This window comes from Acidovorax sp. CF316 (assembly GCF_000276605.1).
In the GTDB taxonomy this organism is placed as follows: Bacteria; Pseudomonadota; Gammaproteobacteria; order Burkholderiales; family Burkholderiaceae_C; genus Acidovorax.
In genome coordinates this window covers 27,588-49,091 of record NZ_AKJX01000178.1, presented here as the reverse complement: position 1 = coordinate 49,091, position 21,504 = coordinate 27,588, and the positions used below count along the sequence as shown (strand labels likewise).

At 67.6% G+C, this 21,504-nt stretch carries 17 protein-coding genes; 16 read left to right on the top strand and 1 reads right to left on the bottom strand.

The features are described 5' to 3' along the window. Positions 1 to 61 precede the first annotated feature (61 nt). The 6 genes from PMI14_RS22645 (at position 62) to PMI14_RS22620 (ending at position 8,740) form a co-directional block, all read left to right on the top strand. Positions 62 to 985: a helix-turn-helix domain-containing protein gene (locus PMI14_RS22645; protein WP_007857741.1), complete on the top strand. Its 924-nt coding sequence runs from the start codon at positions 62 to 64 to the stop codon at positions 983 to 985. Between the two features lie 223 nt (positions 986 to 1,208). Next, on the top strand, positions 1,209 to 2,366 hold the full coding sequence (locus tag PMI14_RS22640; RefSeq protein WP_007857740.1) for a lactonase family protein: 1,158 nt from the start codon (positions 1,209 to 1,211) through the stop codon (positions 2,364 to 2,366). A 51-nt stretch (positions 2,367 to 2,417) separates the two neighbouring features. Continuing rightward, complete coding sequence (locus PMI14_RS22635) at positions 2,418 to 4,331, top strand: PD40 domain-containing protein (RefSeq protein WP_007857739.1); 1,914 nt, start codon at positions 2,418 to 2,420, stop codon at positions 4,329 to 4,331. Positions 4,332 to 4,481: 150 nt separating this feature from the next. Then, a complete protein-coding gene (locus tag PMI14_RS22630) occupies positions 4,482 to 5,453 on the top strand; it encodes a tripartite tricarboxylate transporter substrate binding protein (protein WP_007857738.1) in 972 nt (323 codons plus the stop codon). Positions 5,454 to 5,494: 41 nt separating this feature from the next. After that, positions 5,495 to 7,153, top strand: coding sequence for a methyl-accepting chemotaxis protein (locus tag PMI14_RS22625; RefSeq protein ID WP_007857737.1), 1,659 nt, complete (start codon positions 5,495 to 5,497; stop codon positions 7,151 to 7,153). Positions 7,154 to 7,300: 147 nt separating this feature from the next. Beyond that, positions 7,301 to 8,740: an aldehyde dehydrogenase family protein gene (locus tag PMI14_RS22620; RefSeq protein WP_007857736.1), complete on the top strand. Its 1,440-nt coding sequence runs from the start codon at positions 7,301 to 7,303 to the stop codon at positions 8,738 to 8,740. A gap of 176 nt (positions 8,741 to 8,916) precedes the next feature. On the opposite strand, the gene PMI14_RS22615 is transcribed toward PMI14_RS22620, so the two are convergent. Continuing rightward, a complete protein-coding gene (locus PMI14_RS22615; protein WP_238541885.1) occupies positions 8,917 to 9,888 on the bottom strand; it encodes a LysR substrate-binding domain-containing protein in 972 nt (323 codons plus the stop codon). Positions 9,889 to 10,069: 181 nt separating this feature from the next. Between PMI14_RS22615 and PMI14_RS22610 the strand changes: the two genes are divergently transcribed. The 10 genes from PMI14_RS22610 (at position 10,070) to PMI14_RS22565 (ending at position 21,488) form a co-directional block, all read left to right on the top strand. Beyond that, entirely contained in the window at positions 10,070 to 11,131 is a 1,062-nt protein-coding gene (locus PMI14_RS22610) for a porin (RefSeq protein WP_007857734.1), read from the top strand. Between the two features lie 60 nt (positions 11,132 to 11,191). Further along, on the top strand, positions 11,192 to 12,193 hold the full coding sequence (locus PMI14_RS22605; protein ID WP_007857733.1) for a tripartite tricarboxylate transporter substrate binding protein: 1,002 nt from the start codon (positions 11,192 to 11,194) through the stop codon (positions 12,191 to 12,193). Beyond that, complete coding sequence (locus tag PMI14_RS22600) at positions 12,190 to 13,293, top strand: CaiB/BaiF CoA-transferase family protein (RefSeq protein ID WP_007857732.1); 1,104 nt, start codon at positions 12,190 to 12,192, stop codon at positions 13,291 to 13,293. The genes PMI14_RS22605 and PMI14_RS22600 overlap by 4 nt, the downstream gene beginning before the upstream one ends. Positions 13,294 to 13,335: 42 nt before the next feature. Further along, positions 13,336 to 14,421 carry a serine hydrolase gene (locus PMI14_RS22595; RefSeq protein ID WP_007857731.1) on the top strand — a complete coding sequence of 362 codons (1,086 nt, stop codon included), beginning with the start codon at positions 13,336 to 13,338 and terminating at the stop codon, positions 14,419 to 14,421. A gap of 452 nt (positions 14,422 to 14,873) precedes the next feature. Next, positions 14,874 to 16,769, top strand: a complete 1,896-nt coding sequence (locus PMI14_RS22590) for an AMP-binding protein (RefSeq protein WP_007857730.1) — start codon at positions 14,874 to 14,876, stop codon at positions 16,767 to 16,769. A 75-nt stretch (positions 16,770 to 16,844) separates the two neighbouring features. Next, entirely contained in the window at positions 16,845 to 18,044 is a 1,200-nt protein-coding gene (locus PMI14_RS22585; RefSeq protein ID WP_007857729.1) for an ABC transporter substrate-binding protein, read from the top strand. Between the two features lie 67 nt (positions 18,045 to 18,111). Beyond that, a complete protein-coding gene (locus PMI14_RS22580) occupies positions 18,112 to 18,969 on the top strand; it encodes a branched-chain amino acid ABC transporter permease (RefSeq protein ID WP_007857728.1) in 858 nt (285 codons plus the stop codon). 10 nt (positions 18,970 to 18,979) lie between these two features. After that, the gene (locus PMI14_RS22575) at positions 18,980 to 19,981 is read left to right on the top strand and encodes a branched-chain amino acid ABC transporter permease (RefSeq protein WP_007857727.1); all 1,002 of its coding nucleotides are present in this window, start codon (positions 18,980 to 18,982) and stop codon (positions 19,979 to 19,981) included. Then, the gene (locus PMI14_RS22570; protein WP_007857726.1) at positions 19,978 to 20,775 is read left to right on the top strand and encodes an ABC transporter ATP-binding protein; all 798 of its coding nucleotides are present in this window, start codon (positions 19,978 to 19,980) and stop codon (positions 20,773 to 20,775) included. The genes PMI14_RS22575 and PMI14_RS22570 overlap by 4 nt, the downstream gene beginning before the upstream one ends. Continuing rightward, complete coding sequence (locus PMI14_RS22565; RefSeq protein ID WP_007857725.1) at positions 20,772 to 21,488, top strand: ABC transporter ATP-binding protein; 717 nt, start codon at positions 20,772 to 20,774, stop codon at positions 21,486 to 21,488. Before PMI14_RS22570 ends, PMI14_RS22565 begins: the two co-directional genes overlap by 4 nt. The last annotated feature ends 16 nt before the right edge of the window (positions 21,489 to 21,504 follow it).

Here is a 21,504-nt window from a genome sequence, read left to right as displayed (position 1 = left end):
GCCTGAGCGGTTTGTCCTGTTGCCGTAGGCCCGGCGCATTCCATCCAATGAGCAGCTCTCGATGACCAAGTCCCAACGTGATTGGTACCCACCGAACGTGCCGGAACCGGTGCCGAAGGTGCGCCTGTACGTCGAAAGCCCAGAGAAGCCGCAGTCCTGGTTCGTGAACGTCGGCCATGTCACGGAAGGCGGGCGCCGTCGTACGGCCCCCCACTCCCATCCCGCCTACGGTCAGGTGATCTTTGTCCGCATCGGGCGCGGCGTCATGAACCTCGAAGGCAGCAGTGTGCCTTTCGAAGGCCCGTGCGCACTGCTGCTGCCCAACGAATGCGTGCACGGCCTGGAGTACGAGATTGATGTGGACCGCTGGGTGGTGACCATCGAGGAAACCTACCTGAACCAGGTCAATGCCAAGCTGCCCGAGTTCATACAGCTGTGGACGGAACCGCGCGTGATTCCGCTCACCCACAACCCCGAGGCGCCAGAAGACGTCCATGGCCTGGTCAGCCGGCTGGAACACGAAATCCGATCCATGGCGCTGGGTCATGTCGTGGGGACGGAGGCCCTGCTGACCTCGCTGCTGCTGATGCTGGTGCGCAGCACCCGGCTGGACCAACTCGACAAGGAAGGCGCCACGCGCAATGCGATCCGCCTGACCAACCGCTTCCGTGAGCTCGTCCACCAGCACTACCGGGAAAACCTGCGCCTGCAGACCTATGCCTCGAAGATGGCGGTGTCGCCCACGCAGCTGCGTGCGGCCTGTGTCGCCGCCACGGGCCTGAGTCCCACCAAGCTGATCCATGCCCGTTTGATCACCGAGGCCAAGCGCAACCTGATCTTTGGCGACATGTCGATCGAGCAGATCGCCTATGGGCTGGGCTTCATGGACACTGCGTACTTCACGCGCTTCTTCCGCAAGGAAGTGGGACAGTCTCCCAGCCAGTTCCGCACTGCCGCACGCGAGCAGACCCAACCCGCTATGTAGCTTGCTGGAGGGCCACCACCCTCGGCGCCATGGCCTTCCCCCACTCGCGGGGCATGCCTGCAAGGGGCGGATGCTTGACCCGCGTCAAGCCCGAGGGCATGAAAAGTGCCAGCGAATCTGCCTTTCGTGTAGATACCCGCGGCAGGTCCTCCCCTATCCTTGAGATACCGTCGGGAGCCATGTGGTGCGGCGGGCATAACAAGTGACAGGAGACCTGCTGGCCATGTTGGGGCATTTCACACGATCGGGATCGGCCTGGCGCGGCCTGGGCCTCGCGCTGCTGTGGTGCTGGGGCGCGGCCAACGCCGCTGCAGCGGTGCCCTGCAATGCGTCCGAACTGGCCTACCTGGGGACGGATGGGGTGGGGATCCGGGCGGTCCGCTTTGACGCCTGTGCGGGGACGCTCGCGCCGCTGGGGCGACCCGCGGATGCCCGCAAGTCCAGGTGGCTGCTCAAGCACCCGCGCCTGCCCGTGCTGTACGCGGCGGCAGAGGGGGCAGAGGGCGAGGGACGTGTGCTTGCCTATACGGTGGACGGCCGCACCGGGGGACTCTCCTTGTTGGGCGAAGGGGCTGCGGGTGGGGCCGGTACCACGCATCTGTGGCTGGATGCCCCGTCCATGACCCTTCTGGCCGCGAATTTCGCAGCAGGTACGGTTTCCAGCATCGCACTTTTGCCCGATGGCAAGCCAGGTGCCTTGGTCAGCACCATCAAGGCCACGGGTTCGGGGCCGCACCGCCGCCAAGCCAGTCCCCATGCCCATGGCGTAGCGATCGACCCGGCGGGACGTCACGCCCTGGTCGCGGACATGGGGGCGGACCGCGTGTTCGTCTACGGCTTCGAGCGCTCGACCCGGGTGTTGGCGCCCGACGATGCGGCCGCTCCCCGTTCCTTCCAGGCGGCTGCCGGAAGCGGACCGCGCCGGGCTGTTTTCAGCACAACGGGGCGCATCGTCTACGTGCTGAGCGAGTTGACGGCTGAGATCACCGCATTGCGCTGGGACGCTTCGTCCGGCCGTTTGGCGCCCGTACAGACCCTGGCCTTGTCCAGTGCGGAATTTGCTGGCACGCGCAGCGCTTCCGAACTGGCGCTGAGCCCTGATGGCCGTTTTCTCTACGTGGGCAACCGGGGCGAGAGCCAGCTGCTCGTCTATCGGGTGGATGCCGGCTCTGGCGAGCTCACGCCCGTGCAGCGCCTGCCCAGCGGGGGCGAAGCCCCGTGGGCCTTCGATATTCATCCATCCGGCCAATGGATGCTGGTGGCCAACTACCGCAGCAATCGCGTGAGCCTGATGCGCATCGATGCGGCCTCGGGGCGTTTGTCCGATACCGGCGTGGCGCTGGAATCGCCAGCGCCCGTGAGCGTCTTGTTCGTGAACTGAGGTTGCACCTTGCTGTGCAGCCGAACCTAGCCTGGCAGGAGACAAAGAACCGTGGATCGTAGAAAATTTCTGGGCGGCGCCGCTTCGGCCAGCCTCATGGCCTTTGGGCAGCAACCGTGGGCCGCAGTGGCGGCAGAGCCTGCCAAGGGGCCGCTGCTCCTCAATCGCATCGGACCTTCGGCCTCGCAGATCTTCATCGCGAACGCCGATGGATCCAATGAGCGCAAGCTGATCGACAGCGGCACCCTGGATTACAACGCCTCGTTCTCGGCCGACGGCCAATGGATCGTCTTCACATCCGAGCGCGATGGCCTGGGCAACTCCAATCTCTACCGCGCTCGGACCGACGGCACGCAGGTGGAGCGCCTGACGGATGGCTCCATCGTGGAAGATGCGGCAGCCCTCTCGCCCGATGCCAGCAAGGTCGCCTTCGTCAGCACGCGCGACGGCATGCTTGCCAACATCTGGATGCTGGACCTCAAGATCCGCACGCTGAAGAACCTCACTGGCGTGAAGGGCATCCAGGGACGGGCCGATTCGCCCAACGGTTTCTTCCGCCCCAGCTGGTCACCCGACGGCCAGTGGCTGGCCTTTTCCTCCGACCGCGACACCGAGTGGAAGGGCCACCACAACGGCGCGGGCTGGGAGCACACACAGGAGCTCAGCATCTACGTGATTCGCGCCGACGGCACCGGATTCCGCAAGATCAGCAGCCGCAAGGACTACTGCCAGGGGTCGCCCAAGTGGTCGGCCGATGGCAAGCGCATCGTGTTCTATGAGACCCAGGCCGAGTACACCTACTGGGTCCTGCGCCCGGACTTGCTGCTGAAGATCGACTCGCAGATCGTTTCTGTAGACGTGGCCAGTGGCGAACGCACCGAGCACACCAGCGGCCCGGGCTTCAAGATCAGCCCCCAGTACCTGGGCAGCGACGAGATCGTCTACCGCCGCAAGGGCGGGCCCGAGGATGGGCTCTATTCCACGGCAGCGGGCAAGGCCATGGTCAAGATCGCCGGCCTGCGCACGCCCGCCTGGTCGCCGGACGGCAAGCGGGTGGTCTACGAGAAATTCACGTGGCGCGGCTGGAAGCAGAACCAGGCGCTGTACAGCTGGGAGGCTGGCCGTGAGTACCGCTACACCGACGTCTGGCCTGCCTTTTCCAAGGATGGCTGGATGGTGCTGACGGCCAAGCATGAAGATGGTTCGGTGGATGTGATGCGTGCCGATGGCAGCGAGCGTCGCCGTGTCTACGACGTCACCAAGCAGAGCGGCCTGGACTTGACGCTGGTCAAACGGGGCCTGGCGGGAGCCTTCTTCCCCGTGTGGTCGCCGGACGGGGAGTGGATCGTCTTCGGCGTCGGCGAGTGGTTCACGCAGCGTGGAAAGGGTCGTGCCAAGCTGATGCGCGTCAAACGCGATGGCTCCGGCCTGGAACAACTGACGGACGACAGCGTCTTCAATGCGGGCTTTCCCAGCTATTCCGCCGACGGGAAGGAAGTGGTCTTTCGCATCGCCAACCAGGATCCCAGCAGCGCGTCGCTGGGAGGGCTGGCCGTGCTGAACCTGGAGACACGCCAGATCCGGCACATCACCCGGGGCTATGACAACATGCCGATCTGGTCGCCTGATGGCAGCCGCATCCTGTTCAACCGGGGGGTGCGCAACCCCGACAGCATCTGGTCGAATTTCGACCTGTACACGGTGCGCCCCGATGGCAGCGACCTGCGCCGCCTGACCGACCACCCGGCCAGCGATGGCCACCCCGTGTGGACAGCAGACGGCAAGCAGATTCTCTACAACAGTGGCCAGGCCGGATACCGCGACGAGGCCTGCCACTATGACCAGACCTTCCAGCCCTACGGCCAGGTGTTTGTGATGAACGCCGACGGCAGTGGCAAGCGCCAGATCACTGACAGCATCTGGGAAGACTCGACGCCGCAGTACGCGCCACCCGGCGCGCGCTGATCGGCCCAGGCAGCGCGCAGCGCAGCTCCCCGGCCGCCACGAATCCTGGTGGGCGTGGCGGTGGGGGCCTGAGCGCCTGCATCCCCACCGGCTTGCGCCGGTCCCATTCATGTGCATCACGGATGTCCCGCTGCGGCGGGAGGAGGTACCGTGGACTCCCAGAAAAGAAACTTCGTGCGCTACGGGAGCGCGGTCGCCCTGGCGTTTGCCACGGGTGGTATCCGTGCGCAGTCCTATCCCAGCAAGCCCCTGCAACTGGTCGTGGCGTTCGCGCCGGGCGGCGCGGGTGACATCGTGGCCCGGCTTGTGGCGCAAAAAATGGGCGAAGGCCTGGGCAAGCCGGTGGTGATCGAGAACCGTCCCGTTCCGGTGGCGGCCGCTTCATTGGTAAAGCATGCCCGGCCGGATGGTCACACCCTGCTTATGGCGGGCAGCGGAACCGCGCTCACCTCGGCGCTCTTTCACAAGCTGCCCTACGACCTGATGGCGGACTTCACCCATGTCTCCACCCTGTCCTCGTTCGATCTCGCGCTCGTCGCCGCGGGGCCGTCGGACCTGCGCTCGGTGACTGATGTGATTGCTTTCGCGAAGGCCCATCCGGGCAAGCTCAACATCGGCAGTGCTCGGGTCGGCAGCACGCAGAACCTGGCGGCCGAAATGTTCCGGTCCATGGCTGGCATCGACGCAGTGATCGTGCCCTACAAGACCACCGCTGACTTGGTCAGCGCGATCCGGGCCAGGGACGTGCATGTGGCGATCGACATGCTGCCAGTCGTGCTCAGCCAGATCCAGGCCGGTGCGATCAAGCCCCTGGCGGTGACCTCGGCCCACCGCTTCGCCGGCCTGCCCGGGGTGCCGACGGTGGCGGACAGCGGCCTGGCAGGGTTTGAGGTGTCCTCCTGGAACGGCATCTCCGTCCCTGCGGGTACGCCGCAAGCGGTGGTGAGCCGGCTCGCCGGGGAAATTGCAACGGCCGTGGGGTCGCCACAGGTGCGCAAGGCGCTGCTGGACCTGGGGGCCGAAGCCCAAGCCAGCACGCCGCAGCAGATGGCCCAGCGCATGCGCAGCGACATCGCCAAATGGCGCTCGGTAATCGACAGAGCCGGGATACCCCGCCAGTAGACCTTTCCCCGCATCCAACATCCACCAACCAGCGAGACACCATGCCGTCGTCCCCGCTTCCATCGTTTCGTCTCCGACATGCCGTGGCCGCAGCAAGGCTCCCACAAGGGGGCGGCCGGCTGGGCATCGGCATGCGGCTGGCCCTGGGCTTCGGCCTGGTGCTGGCGCTGTTCGCCGGCACCACGGCCTATGCGGTTTTGCAGATGAGGGCCATGGAACGGAACATGGCAGCGGCGGTCCATGCCCATGCCGAGATCGCCGCCCGTGCCGGCGCCATGCGCAGCAGCATCGACGACATCTACCTCAACGCCCTGCTGCTGGTGCTGTCGACCCAGCGCGAGGATATCGACTTCCACCAAGGCCTGGTCGAGCAGTCGCGTGGCCTGTACCAGCTGGCCAGGAGCGAGCTGATGTCGCTGACCCACGGTGGCCAGGACATCCCGGGCTTGGCGGGGGCCCTGGGCGGACTTGCGCAGGCCGAGGGCGTGCTGCAGGAGCTGGAGCGCAGCATCCGCAGCCGGGTGGATGCGGTCCGGGGCCAGGGCGATGTGGAGCCTGACCTTGCGGTGATCGACCAGTTCGCTGGCACCATGAGGGCACGGGTCGAGCAGTGGGCAAAGGCTGTCGATCCGATCGTGAAGGCGACCACGACGGCCGGGCGCGAGCGTCAGGCCCACGCATCGGCTGCGGCAGCGCTTGCCCAGTCGGTCCAGGTGCTGGCATCGGTGCTGGCAATCCTGGGCGGCGCACTGGCTGCCTGGAGCATCGCGCGGGGCGTGACCCGACCCATCGGGGAGGCGGTCCGCGTCGCCGAGCGGGTGGCGCAGGGAGATCTTTCGCTTGTGATCCCGCGCGGTGGCCGTGACGAAACGGGGGCCTTGCTGGATGCCCTGGCCCGCATGCAGGCCAGCCTGGGCGCACTGGTGCGCGAGGTGCGGGATGCCGCCCATTCCATCCAGGACGCTTCCACCGATGTCTCCTCGGGCAACAACGACCTCTCGCAGCGCACCGAGCACGCGGCCAGCCAGCTGCAGAGGACGGCGGGATCCGTGGACCAACTGTCAGGGGCGGTGCGCCAGTCGGCCCAGTCGGCGCACGCCGCAGACGACCTGGCACGCAATGCGGCCCTTGCCGCTGAGCAGGGGGGGCAGGTGGTGGTGCAGGCCGTGCAGAGCATGCAGGACATTGCCATGCAGTCCCGCAAAATCGCCGACATCATCGGCCTGATCGAAGGCATCGCCTTTCAGACCAATATCCTGGCACTCAATGCCGCCGTGGAGGCGGCCCGGGCGGGGGAGCAAGGTCGTGGATTCGCGGTGGTAGCGGGCGAGGTGCGCAGCCTCGCGCACCGATCGGACGCAGCGGCCAAAGACATCAAGCTTCTGATCCAGTCGTCCGTGGCCAGCGTGGTATCCGGAAGCGCGCTGGTGCACGACGCGGGCCAGAAGATGGAGGGCATCGTCGCCGGAGTGCGCCAGGTCACGGCAGCCATCCACGAGATCACCCATGCTGCAGCATCGCAAAGCGTGGGCATCGACGAGGTCGCACAGGCCATGAACGGCATGGACCAGTCCACCCAGCAGAATGCCGCGCTGGTGGAGCAGAGTGCGGCGGCAGCGCAGTCGCTGCAGTCCCAAGCTCAGCGCCTGAGCCACGTGGTCGCAGCCTTCCAGCTCGCCGACGGCGCGGCCAGGCGCTGAGCGAGCGACGTCGGCCGGCGCGTCAAAAGTGCCAACGAATCTGCCGCCTGTGCAGGGACCTGGGAAGGCGTCTTGCGTAGCCTCAGGGGTGGCTGCGGCCTGCGGCAAGCGAGGCCCGTCCACCGACTCTCACAGAGGACCAAAGCAATGTTCAAGAACTTCATCGACGGCAGCTGGCTGGCGGGGCCGCAGGTCTCCCGCAACATCAACCCCTCCGATACCCGCGATCTGGTGGGAGAGTACGCGCAGGCCGATGCCGCGCAGACCCGGCTGGCCATCGCCGCCGCCGAGGCCGCCTTCGCAGGGTGGAGCCTCTCTACACCGCAGCAGCGCTTCGACCTGCTGGATGCGGTAGGCAGCGAGATGCTGGGGCGCCGCAGCGAGCTCGGCGACCTGCTGGCACGCGAGGAGGGCAAGACCCTGCCCGAAGCCATCGGCGAGGTGGTGCGCGCCGGGAATATCTTCAAGTTTTACGCCGGCGAGGCCTTGCGTCCCGGCGGGGAGGCCCTGCCTTCGGTGCGACCAGGCGTCGGTGTGGAAATCACGCGCGAGCCGCTGGGCGTGGTGGGCATCATCACGCCCTGGAATTTTCCGATCGCCATTCCGGCGTGGAAGATCGCGCCAGCGCTGGCCTATGGCAATTGCGTGGTGTTCAAGCCGGCGGAGTTGGTGCCGGGCTCAGCCTGGGCGCTGGCCGAGATCCTGTCGCGCGCGGGCCTGCCGGCGGGCGTGTTCAATCTGGTGATGGGGCGGGGCTCCGAGGTGGGGGCCGCACTGCTGGACGATGCGCGCGTCACCGCGATCTCCTTCACGGGATCCGCCGCGACGGGTCGCAAGGTGGCGACTGCCTGCGTCGCCCGGATGGCCAAGTTCCAGCTGGAGATGGGGGGCAAGAACCCGATGGTGGTTCTGGACGATGCGGACCTGGATCTCGCCGTGAATTGTGCGGTCAACAGTGGCTACTTCTCTACCGGTCAGCGCTGCACGGCGTCGTCGCGCCTCATCGTCACCGAAGGCATCCATGACCGGTTCGTCGCCGCGATGGTCGAGCGCCTGAAGTTCCTAAGGGTGGACGACGCGCGCGCTGCTGGGACAGACATTGGACCGGTGGTTGATCAGAATCAGCTGAGCCAAAACTTGGAGTATGTTGATATCGCCCAAAAGGAAGGTGGGCGGTTGGCTCACGGGGGCGAGGCGTTGGCGCAGGGCCCGACGGGGAAACCGGGCTTCTACATGACCCCCGCTTTGATTGTCGACACTACGGCGGAGATGCGCATCAACCGGGAGGAAGTCTTCGGCCCAGTGGTCAGTGTGCTCAGAGCGCGCAATTACGAGGAAGCGCTGTGCCTAGCCAACGACACGCCTTTCGGCCTGGCGGCTGGAATTGCGACGACTTCGCTCAAGCATGCCACTCATTTCAAGCGGCACGTCCAGGCTGGCATGGCTATGGTGAACCTACCCACCGCAGGAGTTGATTTCCACGTGCCTTTTGGCGGTCGCAAGGGCTCTAGCTATGGACCGCGTGAGCAAGGCAGGTACGCATCAGAGTTCTACACCGCTGTGAAGACTGCCTACACACAGGCGTAAGCGGTATGGCCTTCGTGTGTGATGCTGAAAGTTGCTGCTAGGCACTTGCTTGTATGGCTAAGTCCTGCACCTGCAATCTGAGTTGCCAGGAAAACTTCTCAGACCAGTTCCCAATCTACTGACCGCTTGTTGCGTGAAAAGGAGCGAAGGCGAGTGGGGATCTGGATTCAGGCAGGCTACTCAGAAGCAAAAATTACGTTCACTTCAGAGCGTACCAAGGCCAGCAACGATTCCAATGCGGCGTCAGGCGCAGCCGAACTCAGGCGCACGATGCCCACGCGCGGCAACGCGACGGCGGGCGCCACCTGCAGCAGGCGCAGGCCCTGGTCGCGCACCAGGTAGCGGCCGGCGTCGGCGCGCAGTGCCCCCACGGTGCCGGGGGCATGGCGCAAGATGGTGCCCAGCGCCGGTATCGAGCTGGCTTCCACCACGCCCCGGGGCAGGCCCTGGCCCAGCACCATGAATTCGCGCCGCAACGCCATCCACACCTGCGAGTTGCGCGGCGGCATGACCCAGGGCAGACGGCACAGGTCGGCCAGGTCCATCGGCCCCTCCAGGCCAGGCGTGTCTGCGCTGGTGACGAAGGTGATGGCATCGTCGTACAGCGGCTCGAAGCGCAGCTGCTGCAGCTCGTCGTCGCTGCAGGCTCCGTCGTCCACGCTGCCGACCACGGCATCGAGCTCGCCCGCGAGCAGTGGTGCCAGCAACTGTGCGCTCACCCCATCGCTCATGATGACGCGGCCCCCAGGCGTGGCTCCCAGCCACTGGGCCACGGGGCGCGCCAGCAGCGCCGCTGCCGTGAACGAGGGGGAGCCGATGCGCAGGGCTGCACCGGCGCCCTCACGGTGACTCGGCAGGTCGTCGGCCAACTGGTCCAGGTGGGCCAGCGAGCGCTGCACCTGCGACAGCACGGCCTGGCCGAAGGCGCTGAGCCGCACGCCCGAAGCGCTGCGCTCGAACACCGGCGCGCCCAGCGTACGTTCGAGTTCGCGCGCCATCTTGGTGATGGCCGGCTGGGTCACATGGAGTGCATCGGCCATCTCGCGGAAGTTGGCGCCCGCGCCGGCCATGCGCACAAGCTGCAGCTGCGGCAGACGCAGGCCGCGCAGCAGCGGGGGGAACGGGCGCAGTCCGGCGGGGGTGGACACGATTGACTTAACCACAGGCTTAGTCTCCAAAAGAATTTATCAATTGAGGTAAAGGGCCACCCGTTCCTAGAATGAATTCACAGGTTCGGCGATAGCATTTTTGCCCATCCAACGAGCCGGCTCCGCAGGACGCTTTTACAGGCCTGTGGCATTCCTTCCCGAAGTTTGGAGACAAATCACCATGAAGAAAAAATGGGCGCTACTCCCAGCGCTGCTTTCGCTCGCCTGCACGGCTGGCGCACAGAGTTCCGTCACCGTGTTCGGCACGCTCGATGCGGCCCTGACCCGATCGAGCGGCACGGTCGCCAGCGGCACTACCATGTCCAACAGCAACTGGGGCGCCTCGCGGATCGGGTTCCGCGGCGTCGAGGACCTGGGCGGGGGTTGGCGCGCCGGCTTCTGGCTCGAAGGCGCCATCTTTCCCGACAGCGGGGCGGGGGGCGCGACCAACACCAACAACCAGGTGAGCGGCCAGGGCACGGTGGGCGGCCTGACCTTCGGGCGGCGCTCCACGGTCAGCCTGTTCGGCCCCTGGGGCGAGCTGCGCGCGGGCCGCGACCTGCAGCCGCACTACCTGAACATCGGCCTGTTCGACCCGTTCGCGCACATCGGCATCGGGCAGGCGCAGCTGATCACCTCCACCGTGGCTGGCGTGTCGACCTCGTGGGTGCGGGCCTCCAATGCCGTGCACTACTTCACGCCGGCCACACTGGGCGGCGCCTTCGTGCATGCGGCCTACTTCCTCGGCGAGAACGCGAAGGACGGCAGCGCCACGGGCCGCGATGGCACGGGCTACAGCCTGCGCGCCGGCTATGAAGCCGGCGCGGTGAAGATCGGCGTAGGCGGCATGCAGACCGATTTCGCATCGGGTCGGGTCAGCAACGCCAGCATTGCGGGCAGCTACGACTTCGGTGCCTTGGAACTGATGGCCGTGGCGATGCGCGACAAGGTCGCCGGCGATCCACCCGATGGCCGGGGCTGGGAGCTTGGTGCGCGCGTGCCCATGGGGGTGCACGAGTTCAAGGCGCAGGTATCGCGCTACACCTCCACGGCCCCCTCGTCCCCGCGCACGACCCGCTTTTCTGTCGGGTATGGCTACCACCTGAGCAAGCGCACCACGCTGTATGGCATCGTGGCACGCATCGAGAACGCAGGGGGCGCGTCGCGCACCTTCGAAGGCGCGGTCACCGGCCCCAATGGCTCGGCCACCGGTGTGGCCCTCGGTGTGCGGCACGCCTTCTGACGACGGTGTTCCCGCATGCTGCCTTCTGTGAACCCACCGATTTTCCGAGACCCTTTGCGTATGCCTGATCGACGCCGATTCCAACTGCAACTCCTGGCCCTGGCGGCCGCCGCCACTGGCCTGCCCCGTGCGGCGTTCGCGCAGCAGGCCGGCGATTTTCCGAGCCGCCCGGTGCGGCTGGTCGTGCCCTTCGCCGCGGGCGGCGGGCCGGACCTGCTGGCCCGTGCCACGGCCGTGCGCATGGCGCCCGCGCTGGGCAAGGGCGCCGTGATGTTCGTCGAGAACGTCGTCGGTGCCGGCGGCATCGTCGCCGCGCAGAATGTGGCGCGCATGGCGCCCGATGGCTACAACCTGCTCATGGGTGCCTCGTCGCACATCGTGCAGAAGGCGCTGCAGCCCAGCGTGAAGTTCGATCCTCAAAAAGACTTTGCGCCGATCTCGGCCATCGGCCTGGCACCGTCCATCCTGGTGGTGGCGGCCGATTCGCCCTACCGCAGCGTGGACGACCTGGTGGCGGCCGCGCGCAAGAGCCCGGGCACGCTCAACTACGCCTCGGGCGGCATCGGCAGCGCCGCCCACCTGTGCGCTGCGGCGCTGTCGCTGCACACCGGCATCGACGCGTTGCACGTGCCCTACAAGGGCTCGGTGGAGATCATCCCCGCACTGCTCTCGCGTTCGGTTCATTTCGCGTTCCCCATCGCGTCCACGGCGGCGCCGCATGTGCAGTCGGGCAAGGTGCATGCCCTGGCCGTGACCAGCGCCAAGCGCCTGGCCGCCTTTCCGCAGGTGCCCACGCTGCGGGAACTGCTGGGCAGCGAGGACCTGGTGCTGGACGCATGGTTCGGCCTGTGGGCACCCGCCGGTACGCCAGAGGGCACCGTGCAGGCGCTGTTCAAGGCGGTGCACCGGGCCTTCGACGACCCGGCCCTGCGCAAGGAGACCGAGGACGCGGGCACGGTGGTCAGCCTGAGTGCCTCGCCCCAGGCCTTCGCCACCTTCATCCAGGCCGAGACGGCCAAGCTGGAAAAGCTCGTCAAGGCCACGCAAGGGAGCATCCGATGAGCGCACCCCGCACCTGGAAATCGCCGCCGCAGGCGCTGCGCGGCGTGCGCGTACTGGATTTTAGCCATGTCATTGCCGGCCCGTTCGCCACCTTCCAACTCGCGCAGATGGGGGCCGAGGTGACCAAGGTCGAGCGCCCCGGCGGCGGCGACGTGATGCGCCGCGGTGGCGCAGGCGCGCACGCCTTCACGGCACTGAACGCCGGCAAGCACATGCAGGCGATCGATCTGGCGACGGCGGAGGGCCGTGCCCAGGCACTGGACCTGGCGCGCCACGCCGACGTGATGGTCGACAACTACCGCCCCGGCGTGCTCGAGCGCCATGGCCTGGGCTACGAGCAGGTGAAGGCCGTCAACCCGCGCATCGTGTACTGCGCCATCTCGGGCTACGGCCTGAGTGACCCGGAACTCACGCCGCGGGGCGCCTACGATCATGTGATGCAGGCGCTGACCGGCATGACCCTGCTGGGCGGCCAGGAAGGCGCGCCGCCGACCAAGGTGGGCTTTCCTGTCATCGACGCGGCGACGGGCCTGGTCGGTGCGATGGCCATCATGGCCGCGCTGCGCGAGCGGGACCTGACGGGCGAGGGCAGCTTCCTTGACGTGAGCATGTGGGCCAGCGCGCTGCAGCTCATGTACCCCTTTGCCTGCGACGTGCTGAGCACCGGGCAGGAGATCCCGCGCGTGGGCAACAAGGGCTTCTCGGGCAGCCCGGCGGCCGACACCTTTGCCTGCCGCGACGGCTGGCTGGCCATTGGCGCCAACACGCCGCAGCACATTGCGGCGCTGATGCGGGTGCTGGGCGTGGAGCCCGCGCGCTACACGCCGCTGCTTGACCCCGGCACGGGCAGCGGCCCGAGCTTTGCGCGCGCGCTGGACCCCGGCGCCTTCCGCGAACTGCTGGCCGCGCAACTGGCCGACCAGCCCGCGGCCGAGCTGGAGCAGGGCCTGAACGCAGCGGGCGTGCCCGCGGCGCGCGTGCGCAGTCTGCGCGAATTCGCCCAGCAGGCGGCCGAGACCGGGCTGCTGCAGCCGCTGGCGCTGGGCGAGGGCGATGCCCGCGCCATCTCGCCCGGCCTGGGCTGGCGCGTGGCCAGCTGAGTTGCCGCCATGCGCAATGCAATGAAAGCAAGGATGACGACCATGACTCCCATCGCTACCACCACCCGTGCAGCCGCCACCGCACTGTGCGTGGCCGCCGCCCTGCTGGGCTGCGCTGCTTCGCCCACGGCCGCGCCACCCGCCATGGGCGCCACGGTACCAGCCGCCTGGAACGCCGCCGCGCTGCAGGAGGTGCTCGACTACGCACGCGCGCAAAAGACCACGGGCCTGCTGATCATCCAGAACCGGCAGGTGATTGCCGAGCAGCACTGGCCGCTGCCGGCGGATGCAACCGTCTTTCGCGCCGCCTTCGTGCATGGCCAGGCGGCCGATGGCGCGCTGCTGGAGGACGTAGCCTCGCAGCAAAAGAGCTTCATCGCGCTGCTGGCGGCCATTGCGGCCGACCGCGGGCTGATGGACGTGGAGCGCCCGGTGGCCACCTATATCGGTGCCGCCTGGTCCAAGGCCCCGCCCGCGGTGGAGGCGCGCATCACCGTGCGCCAGTTGCTGGAAATGACCTCCGGCCTCACGGAGGACCTGCGCACCGAGGCCGAGCCGGGCGCGCGCTTCTTCTACAACACGCCTGCCTACGCCGTGACCAAGCGCGTGCTGGAGCAGGCGGCGCGCGGGCCGCTGGACGAGATCACGCGCCAGTGGCTCACCGTGCCGCTGGGCATGGCCGATACCGCCTGGCGCCCCCGGCCCGCCGCGCTGGCCGACGCAGGCAACCCCACCGGGCTGGTGACCACGCCGCGCGACATCGCACGCATGGGGCAGCTGGTGCTGGACCAGGGCCTCGCGCCCGACGGCCGCCGTGTGGTATCGGCCGCGCAGCTCGGCCTGCTGCTGCAGCGCACGCCGACCAACCCGGCCTATGGGCGCCTGTGGTGGCTCAATGGCGGCAGCCATGCCTACCTGAGCGGTGCAGACGCGCCCCGGCGCGAGGGGCCGCTGATCGAGACCGCTCCGGCCGACCTGGTGGCCGCGCTGGGCTTTCACGACCGCAAGCTCTTCGTGGTGCCCAGCCGCCAGCTGATCGTGGTGCGCACCGGCCAGACGGCGCCGGCGCGCGACTTCAACCAGCAGCTGTGGCAGCGGCTGATGAAGGCGGTGCCGGCTGGTGGCTGATGCGGCCGGGTCTCCACAGGCCGTGGGCCCGTGGTGGGCGGGTGTTGTCATTCCTTTGGGCTTGTCTCCGGTGCACCCGTCTGGCGCGGGTGCTGTGGCCTGAACCATAGCCGCTAGTGGCAGGGGGCGCCGTGTGCCCCTTGCACAAAACTTCGGGTGGGCGCTGTGACTTCGTCACATTGTCCGCAATGCGTGCGATTCCTAGACTTGCTCCATCAACACGGCGCATGCAAGCCATGCAGCCGGATTACAAGGAGCGCAAGAGACATCACCGCCTGAACGCATTTCGGCACGGCTTTCTTCCACCCCCTGGTCCACGCAAAAGCTCCCGGAACATTTCCGGGTAGGGCAGCGCTTGCGCGCTTTCCGGCAGTACCACGGAGGTTGGATGGCGTGCCATAGGCCAAGGGCTTTGAATTTCTTGCGAAGCGCCACGTGCGGAGCGACCAACAATGACCAAGACGACACGCTCGGAACAGAAGATCCGGGGCATCGCGGATATCGAGCGGCTGGAGACCCTGCCCTACGGCGAGCTGGTGCCGTCGCGCAGCATCTACGAAGTGTTCCAGGCCACGGCCACACTGTGCGGCGACCGCATGGCCTTGACCATGATGCCTTCGGCCGCGCTTGAGGATGTGCCGGCCACCTATACCCACAAGGAGCTGCTGGCCGAGATCACGCGCGCCGCCAACCTGTTCGCGCACTTCGGCATAGCGGGGGAGGGCGTGGTGTCCATCGTCGCACGCACCCATGCCCGTGTTCCGGCGTTGATCTGGGGCGCGCAGACGGCGGGCACCGCCAGCTGCATCAACTACCTGCTGGCGCCCGAGGTCATCGCCGCGCTGCTGGAGGCGGAGGCCGCCCGCATCCTGGTCTGCCCCGGCCCTGCGCTGGACCCGGAGATCTGGGCCAAGGTGCAGCAGGTGCTGCCCCGCGTGCCAGGCCTGCAGGCCGTGCTGGTGATGGGCGGCGCGCCCGGGGCCCAGGACCCGCGCGTGCACGCCCTCGAAGCGGCCATGGACGCGCAGCCTGGCGACCGCCTGGCCTTCGAGCGCGTCCACGATCCCGCCGCCATCGCGGCGCTGTTCCATACCGGCGGGACCACCGGCCTGCCCAAGCTGGTGCGCCAGACGCACGGCAACCAGATCCATGCGGCCTGGGCGCTGGCCCAGGCCTTCGACCTGACCGAGCAGGATGTCGCGCTCAACGGCTTTCCGCTGTTCCATGTGGGCGGTACCTCCACCATCGGCATGTCGGTGCTGGCCGCAGGTGGCCATGTGGTGATGCTGTCGCCCGCGGGGCTGCGCGACCCGGCCATCGTGAAGAACTTCTGGCGCATCGCCGAGCGCTACCGCGCCACCTTCATCGGGGGCGTGCCGACCTCCATCGGCGCGCTCAGCGAGGTGCCGGTGCAGGGCTGCGACCTGTCTTCGGTGCGCTTTGCCTTCACCGGCGGCGCGGCCCTGCCCACGGCCATCGGCCAACGCTTCGAGGAGCGCACGGGCATTGCGCTCTTGGAGCAGTACGGCATGACCGAGAGCGTGGCCGCCATCGCCGCCACGCCACTGCATGGGGCGCATGTGCGCGGCAGCGTGGGCATCCGCGCGCCGTTCTCGGCCATCGACATCCTGCAGCGCGATGCCGAGGGGCGCTGGCAGCCCTGCCCGGTGGGCACCATCGGCTCGGTCGTCGCGCGCGGCCCGCAGATCGTGGGCGGCTACCTCAACCCCGGGCACGACCACGGCGCCTTCACGCCCGATGGCGGGCTGGTCACGGGTGACCTGGGCCGCCTGGACGAGAACGGCTACCTGTTCCTCACCGGCCGCGAGAAGGACCTGATCATCCGCAGCGGCCACAACATCGACCCGCAGTCCATCGAAGAAGTGGCCAACGCCCACCCCGCCGTGGCGCTGAGCGCGGCCGTGGGCATGCCCGACGGGTATGCGGGCGAGCTGCCCGTGATCTTCGTGGCGCTGGCGCCGGGCCAGAGCGTGGACACCGCCGAGCTGCAGCGCTACATCGGCGACCGCATTCCCGAGCCGCCGGCGAAGCCGCGCCACCTGTTCGTGCTCGATTCGATCCCCGTGACGGGCGTGGGCAAGATCTACAAGCCCGCGCTGCGCGACATGGCGCTGGTCTACAAGCTGCGCATGGAAATCGCCGACCTGCAGCAGCCGGTCGCGCTGGTGGACATTGCGGCCGCGAACGACGGCACCGAAGCCACCGTCACGCTGCGCGCCACCGCGCCCATCGACCGGGCCGCGTGCGCTGAGCGGCTGTCCGCTGCCTGGGCCCGGCTGCCTGCCAAGGTCCACCTGGCCTGGGTGGACGACGACGGATCCCCGTGAGCCCCTGATGGCGTGGAAGCACCGCGCCTGCCTCTTTTTCTTGCCGACCACCAACAACCACCCAAGGAGACATCCATGATCCAACGACGCGCATTCCTGCAAGCCACGGCCGCAGCCGGCCTGGCCGCCCACCCGCTGTTCTCCATCGCCCAGGGCAACAATGACCTGGTGCTTGCCTGCCCGACCGCCATGTCGGGCACCTTCTCCGCCATCGGCAAGTACTCCGAGATGGGCATGCAGCTGGCCGTGGAGCAGCAGGGCACGGTGCTCGGCCGCAAGCTCGGCTACCGCATGCTCGATACCGAGGCCAAGCCCGCGACGGCCGTGCGCCGCGTGCAGGAGGCCATGGAGCAGCACAAGATCAACCTCTTCACCGGCGCACTGCTGTCCGCCGAATCGCTGGCCATGAGCAAGGAGATCGACAAGGCCGGCGGCATCCTGGTCACCAACGGCGGTGCCGACGAGCTGACCGGTAGCGACTGCAACCGCAGCACCTTCCGCTGGGCGCTGCCCACCTACGGGCTGATCCAGGGCTCGGCCCGGCCGCTGGCCGAGCGCATGCCAAAGGCCAGGCGTTGGTACACCATCACGCCGCAGTACGTGTTCGGCGAAGGTCTGCTCAAGAACGCCAAGGACCTGTTCAAGGAAAAGGGCATCGAGCACGTGGGCAACAGCTACCACTCGCTGACCGAGCGCGAGTTCAGCGGCCACCTGACCAACGCCATGGCCTCGAAGGCCGACGTGCTGTTCCTGCTCAACTACGGCGCGCAGGCGTCCGACACGCTGCGCCAGGCGGTGAGCTTTGGCATGAAACAGAAGATGACCATCGTCGTCGCGGCGGCATCGGGGCTGGAGCAGTTCGAGTCGCTGGGCGCGGACATCTGCGACGGCGTGTACTTCGGCGCCGTGTACTGGCACACCATCGACACGGCCTACAACAAGCGCTTCGTGAGCCAGGTGCGCGAGAAGTTCAAGCTCACGCCCAACTACAGCCTGGCCGCGCCCTACATCAACACGCGCATGCTGATCGAGGCGATCAACAAGGCCAAGAGCACCGACCCCAAGGCCGTCGCTGCGGCGCTGGAGGGGCTGAAGTTCGAGAGCCTGACCGGCCTGGAAGAAGTGCGCAAGGAGGACCACCAGGTGCTGCGCGACTTCTACCTCATCAAGGGCAAGGCCAAGGGCCAGATGCGCGACAAGGACGACTACGCCGACATCATCAGCTCGGGCCGCTTCTTCCTGTCGCCCCAGGAGGCCGGCTGCAAGATGGCCTGAGGGCCTGCCGTGCACGCGCGGGCCCAGGGGCCTGCGCGCGCGCCGTTCCCACCAGTGAATTCCGCCCATGAACGTCTATCTGCTCCAGCTTGTCAACGGCATCGGCCTGGGCATGCTGTATTTCGTGCTGGCCGTCGGCCTGTCCATCATCTTCGGCCTGCTGCGCTTCGTGAACTTCGCGCACGGCGCTTTCTTTCTGCTGGGGGCATACGGCTGCTACCAGCTCGTCGGCGCAGGCCTCAACTTCTGGTGGACGCTCGTTCTCGGCCCGCTGGCGGTCGGCCTGTTCGCATGGCTGGCCGAGGCCCTGCTGTTCCGCCGGGTCTACCACCTGCCGCATGAGCTGCACATCCTCATCACCGTGGGCCTGGCCCTGGTGCTGCAGGAGGCGGTGATCCTGTACTGGGGCCCGCACGGCAACAACGTGCCGCCGCCCGAGCTGCTGCAGGGCGTGGTGGTGGCCGGCGATTTTGTCTACCCCAAGTACCGGCTGTTCGTGATCGGCTTGGGCGTGGCCATGGCGGCCGTGCTGGGCGCGGTGCTCGAAGGAACGCGGCTGGGCGCCATCGTGCGGGCAGGCAGCGAATCGGCGGAGATGGTGTCGCTGCTGGGCCTGAACATCCGGCGCATCTTCTCGCTGGTGTTCGCCCTGGGCGCGGCCACGGCGGCCCTGGCGGGCGTGTTGGCAGCCCCCATCCGTGGGGTCGACCCGTTCATGGGGGTGGAGGCACTGGGCATTGCCTTCGTCGCCGTGGTGGTGGGGGGCATGGGCAGCTTCACCGGGGCGCTGGTGGGTGGCCTGCTGGTGGGCATCGTGCAAAGCATGATGAGCACGCTCTGGCCCCCCGGCGCCAATCTGATGATCTACGTGGCCATGGCCTTGGTGTTGCTGCTGCGCCCCAACGGACTGCTCGGCCGCGCATAGGGGGACAACAATGAACCACAACAAGCTTCTCGTTCGCCACCGCTTCACGGCGCTGGCTGCCCTGTTGGCGCTGGCGTTGCCGCTGGTGCTGGCATCGGGCTCGCTGGCCACCGAACTGCTCATCTTCGCGATGGCGGCCATGGCCTGCAACCTGCTGCTGGGCTACACCGGGCTCATGTCCTTCGGGCAGGGCATCTTCTACGGCCTGGGCAGCTATGCCGCGGGGCTGCTGCTGTTGCACTTCAAGGTGCCGCTGCTGGTGGCCATGCTGGGCGCCACCGCCATCGGTGCGCTGGCTGCCGCCCTTGTGGGCTGGTTCGCCATCCGCCAGCGCGGCGTGTACTTCGTGATGCTGACGCTGGCCTTCGCGCAGATGGCCTACTTCCTCGCGTATTCGATGGTGGACCTCACGGGTGGCGACAACGGGCTGCTCGGCATTGCGCGGCCCCCTTTGTTGGTCTTCGGCCTGGAGTTGTTCGACACCGGCAGCCCCTGGCGCTACTACGCCTTCGTGGCGGTGGTCTTTCTTGCCGTGTTCGTGGCCATGCAGCGCGTGGCCGAGTCGAAGTTCGGGCGCACCTTGCTGGCCATCCGCGACAACGAAGCGCGCGCCGCCGCCGTGGGCTACAACGTCCGGGCGTTCAAGCTGCTGGCCTTTGTGATCTCGGGCGCAGTGACCGGCCTGGCAGGCGGGCTGGCCGCCATGCTGTCGGGGATCGCGCCACTGTCCAGCATTGAGTACCACGTGAGCGAGACCATTCTGCTCATGACCGTGATCGGCGGCACCGGCAACCTGCTCGCCTCGGTCATCGGCGCGGCGTTCTACACCATCGCGGCCGACTGGCTGGCCTCGTTCTGGCCGCGCTGGATGCTGCTGCTGGGCCTGCTGCTGATCGCCGTCACGCTGTACATGCAAAAGGGCATCTGGGGCCTTATCGAACGCATCGCACAGGCTTTGAGGAAGGACCCGCCAGCGGCCGCGGCCAGCACACAGCACAAGGAGCAGGCATGAACCACAGCGCCAGCATGGACGGAACCACCGGGGCGCTGCTGCAGGCGCGCTCTGTCACCAAGCGCTATGGCGCCTTCACGGCCGTGGAGTCGGTCAGCCTGGACGTGATGCCAGGCAGCATCCATTCGGTCATCGGGCCCAACGGCGCGGGCAAGACCACGCTGTTCCACACGCTCACGGGCACCGTGCCCATCACCGCGGGCCGCATCCGCTTTGCGGGGCAGGAGGTGGGCCACCTGCCCGGGCACCAACGCGTGCAGAGCGGCATGGCGCGCTCGTTCCAGGTCACCAGCCTGTTCCAGAACCTGAGCGTGCGCGAGAACCTGCGCGTGGCCGCCCAGGGCCGGGTGCCGCGCCAGGCGCTGTTCGGCTGGCGTCCCCCTGCACCCGATGATGCGGCGATGGCTGTGGCCGAGGGGCTGCTCGCGCGCTTTCGGCTCGGCCCTGTGGCCGGGCGCGCCGCGGCGCTGCTGTCCCACGGCCAGCAGCGCCGGCTGGAAGTGGCCATGGCGTTGGCCGCGCAGCCGCGCATCGTCTTCCTGGATGAGCCCACCTCGGGCATGGGCATCGACGACATCGGCGAGATGAAGGCGCTGATCTTTGCGCTCAAACAGGACGGGTATGCCGTGGTGCTGATCGAGCACAACATGGACATCGTGATGGGCATCTCCGACACCATCACGGTGATGCAGCTCGGGCGTGTGCTGGTGGAAGGCACACCCGATGCGATCCGCAACGACGAGCAGGTGCGCCGCGCCTATCTGGGCAACATGATCACAGGGGGCCGCAATTGAGCACCGATGTCGTACTGCAGGTGGAAGACCTGCACGCCTGCTATGGCAAGAGCCATGTGCTGCAGGGCGTGTCGTTCACGGTGAGGGCCGGCGAGGTCGTCACCCTGCTGGGCCGCAATGGGGCGGGCAAGACCACCACGCTCAAGAGCATCGTGGGCGTGCTGCCGCCGCTGCGCGGGCGCGTGGTGTTCCAGGGCCGCGACCTGGCCGGGCAGGAGCCGTACCGCATCGCGGCGCAAGGCCTGTGCCTGGTGCCCGAGCACCGCGGCATCTTCGGCCTGCTGTCGGTGGAGGAAAACCTGGCCATCGCCGTGCGCCGCAGCTCGCCCTGGCAGATGGCCGACGTGTACCGCATCTTCCCGCGCCTCAAGGAGCGCCGCAGGAATGGCGGCACCCAGCTGTCGGGCGGCGAGCAGCAGATGCTGGCCATTGCCCGTGCGCTGCTCAACCACCCCCGGCTGCTCATGCTCGACGAGCCCGTGGAGGGACTGGCCCCGGTCATCGTGGAAGAGATCGTGGACCAGTTGCGCCAGATCAGCGCCACGGGCATGCCCATCGTGCTGGTGGAGCAGAACCTGGAGGTCTGCGCCCAGCTCTCTCAGCGTCACACCATCCTGGAGCAGGGCAGGGTGGTCTACACGGCCAGCAATGCCGAGTTCGCCAGCGACGACGCGGCCAAGGACCGTTACCTGGGTGTCAACGTCGCGGCCTGAAGGCCGTGGCGTCCAC